5 protein-coding genes are annotated in these 3,113 nt (G+C 42.8%); all 5 read left to right on the top strand.

Translation table 11 applies throughout. The features are described from left to right. Positions 1-145 precede the first annotated feature (145 nt). Genes DWX28_RS19010 through DWX28_RS19025 form a run of 5 tightly spaced genes read left to right on the top strand, consistent with a single transcriptional unit; the run spans position 146 to position 3,083 of the window. On the top strand, positions 146-1,066 hold the full coding sequence (locus DWX28_RS19010) for a carbohydrate kinase family protein (RefSeq protein WP_118254736.1): 921 nt from the start codon (positions 146-148) through the stop codon (positions 1,064-1,066). Between the two features lie 6 nt (positions 1,067-1,072). Further along, complete coding sequence (udk, locus tag DWX28_RS19015) at positions 1,073-1,699, top strand: uridine kinase (RefSeq protein WP_118254741.1); 627 nt, start codon at positions 1,073-1,075, stop codon at positions 1,697-1,699. Positions 1,700-1,702: 3 nt separating this feature from the next. Beyond that, entirely contained in the window at positions 1,703-1,846 is a 144-nt protein-coding gene (locus tag DWX28_RS19475) for a hypothetical protein (RefSeq protein ID WP_158565354.1), read from the top strand. Further along, positions 1,818-2,684, top strand: a complete 867-nt coding sequence (locus DWX28_RS19020; RefSeq protein WP_147342126.1) for a PAS domain-containing protein — start codon at positions 1,818-1,820, stop codon at positions 2,682-2,684. The genes DWX28_RS19475 and DWX28_RS19020 overlap by 29 nt, the downstream gene beginning before the upstream one ends. Before the next feature lie 54 nt (positions 2,685-2,738). Next, the gene (locus DWX28_RS19025; protein WP_118254747.1) at positions 2,739-3,083 is read left to right on the top strand and encodes an ATP-binding protein; all 345 of its coding nucleotides are present in this window, start codon (positions 2,739-2,741) and stop codon (positions 3,081-3,083) included. Positions 3,084-3,113 lie beyond the last annotated feature (30 nt).

Below are 3,113 nucleotides of genomic sequence, written 5' to 3' on the forward strand. Positions count from 1 at the left end.
AGAACCTCATGCACGGTTTGATGAGGGGCGGATGAAATTTTCATCCGCCTACTCTACCAAAAATAATATGAAGAAAAACTTCAATATAATGCGAAAATATGCTATATTTTTAAGATAAGAGACAGAGAGATAAAGGAGAAATACAATGGGAATCGTAGTAATCGGAGATGTTTTCATTGATATCAAGGGATATTCCACATCCCCTTATATTCCGCAGGGAAGAAACGCCGGAACAATCGTGCAGATTCATGGAGGAGTAGGACGTAACGTTGTAGAAGATATTGCAAACGTAGAACTGGAGCCGACTTTTGTTGGAGCAGTTGACAATGATGCGATGGGTGAAGAAGTTATCCAGAAACTGAAAAGACATAAAGTGAATACCAAATATATGCGAAAAGCAAATAACGGCATGGGAACCTGGCTGGCAGTATTTAATCATGAAGGTGATGTGGTTGCATCCATTTCAAAGAGACCAGATCATCGAACGATTGAAAGAATTCTGGATGAACATGGCGATGAGATCTTTAAGGATGCAGACAGTATCGTAATAGAAATCGATCTGGAAAAAGAAATCGTCAAAAAAACCTTCGCCTATGCAGAGAAATACAACAAGAAAGTTTATGCGATCGTATCTAACATGAGCATTGCAATCGAGCGAAGAGATTTTATCCGAAGAACTGCATGCTTTGTCTGTAACCAGCAGGAAGCGGGTATTCTGTTTTCAGAGAACTATGAGAATGTGACACCGGAAGAGATGACGGATATCCTTGCAGATCGTATCCGTTCTGCAAAAATTCCGAAGATGGTTGTGACCATGGGCGGAGATGGTGCTGTTTATGCAGATCAGGAGGGAGATAAGGGCGTTTATCCGGCGCTCAAAGTAGATGTTGTGGATACAACCGGAGCCGGAGATTCCTTCTTTGCAGGTGTCTGCATGGGACTTACTTACGGCAAGACATTACGCGAAGCCTGTGGAATCGGCACCAGACTTGCATCAACCGTCATTTGTACATCAGAAAATATCTGTCCTAGATTTATGCCAGAAGAATTCGGACTTGAGAGGTAAGAGAAAATGAACAAAGAAAGTATTATTATTGGAATCGCCGGAGGTTCCGGATCAGGAAAATCTACTTTTACAAACAGGATCAAAGAACGTTTTGGTGACAAAGTTGTGGTCATTTATCACGACAATTATTACCGCAGACAGGATGGAATCCCATTCGAGAAACGTGTCAAAGTAAACTATGATCATCCGGATTCACTGGAAACAGATCTTCTGGTGGAGCATCTGAAACAGTTAAAAGCCGGGAAATCAATCGAGTGTCCAGTTTACGACTACAGCCAGCATAATCGTTCAGATAAGGTGATCACGATCGAGCCAAGACCGGTCATCCTTGTAGAAGGAATCCTGCTTCTTGCAGATCCGAGGATCCGTGATCTTCTCGACATCAAAGTATATGTGGAAGCTGATGCAGATGAGAGAATCCTGCGCCGTATCTCCAGAGATGTTGAGGAACGTGGAAGAGATCTGAACGGAATCATCGAACAGTATCTGACGACTGTAAAACCGATGCATTATCTGTATGTGGAGCCGACAAGAGCAAAGGCTGACATCGTGATCAACAGTGGAAAAAATAATATCGCATTTGATCTGTTTGCATCAAAGATCGAACAGCTTCTGAGAGACAGGCAAAGTTAAATCATGGAAAGTGATAAGGTGAACGAAGAAAATAATAAAGAAGTAGTTCTTGCAGAGTACAGCTATAAAACATTGCATAAACTGATCAAATCCGGCATGTGGAAAATGTACTGCAGCCGTGATTTTCAGTGTGGAATGGAGCGATGAACTGAGACGGATGGTAGGATACCAGAATGAAGAAGATTTTCCAAATAGTGAGCGTGTTTTTTTCGAAAGAGTTCATCCGGATGACTGGGAAAGAATGATGCAATTATATAGAAAAGCTCTTCGTGATACCAGCGGAAAAATTATCTACGATACAGAATTTCGTATACGCACAAAAAGCGGCGAGTACCGCTGGTTCCGTTCAACAGGGCGCATGACACGCAAAAAGTGGGGAAGAGCAGGTGTCTTCTATGGAATGCTCATGGACATAGATGAGAAAAAGAAGACCGATGCCAAGCTGTTATGGCGTGATACCCTGGCGGATGTTATGACGCAGAACCTTGACAGCGTATATATCATACTGGATAAACGCAACCGTGATTCTCTGTATGTAAGTCCAAGTATCGAAAAGGTTTTTGGAATCAGGAAAGACATTCCGCATCCGCTTCTTGCTGTACAGGAACTGGAACAGCTGGAATCGGACGATTTTTCGATCGAAGAGGTTAAGAACCTTCCGGAAGGTCAGTCGCAGATCAAGGATTCCTGGATCATACCAGTAGGAGAAACGAAGGCAAAAATGTTCCAGAAAACACTTTATCATGTTGTGCGTGGCAGAGAAGACCTTCTGATCTTTGAGTTCGCAGATCATACACATGAGCAGGAAATTCGTAAAAATATTGAGAACGCACTGGAAATCGCGAAGAGTGCCAACGCCGCCAAGAGCAGTTTCCTGTCGAATATGAGCCATGACATCCGGGCTCCGATGAATGTGATCGTGGGGCTTTCGAACCTGATGGAGCATGAACTGGATAATCCGCAAAAAATGCGGGAGTATATCTAGAAGATCCAGACTTCCAGCAACCACCTTCTGGGTCTTATCAATGATGTGCTTGATATGAGCAAGATAGAGAGCGGCGAAAACAGGATGAACGTTGAGACGTTTGATCTTACCGAACAGATCAGAGAAATTGACATGCTTATCTATGCCAAATATCGTTTTGTGATCACAGATAATGGAATTGGAATGAAAAAAGAGTATCTGGAGCATATCTTTGAACCATTCAGCCGTCAGGAAAATTCCGTCACAAACCGTGTACAGGGAACGGGACTTGGAATGGTAATCACCAAAAATATCGTCGATATGATGAGCAGCATTATCCAGATAGAGAGCGAAGAAGGAATAGGAAGTACCTTCGAGGTTATTTTTGAAGACTGCGCGCCGCATTCTCGTTACTTCTAGTGATGAGTTAGGCGCGCAAATTTTTTACAA

The sequence above is a fragment of the Blautia sp. AF19-10LB genome (genome assembly GCF_003461245.1).
Lineage (GTDB): Bacteria > Bacillota > Clostridia > Lachnospirales > Lachnospiraceae > Blautia_A > Blautia_A intestinihominis.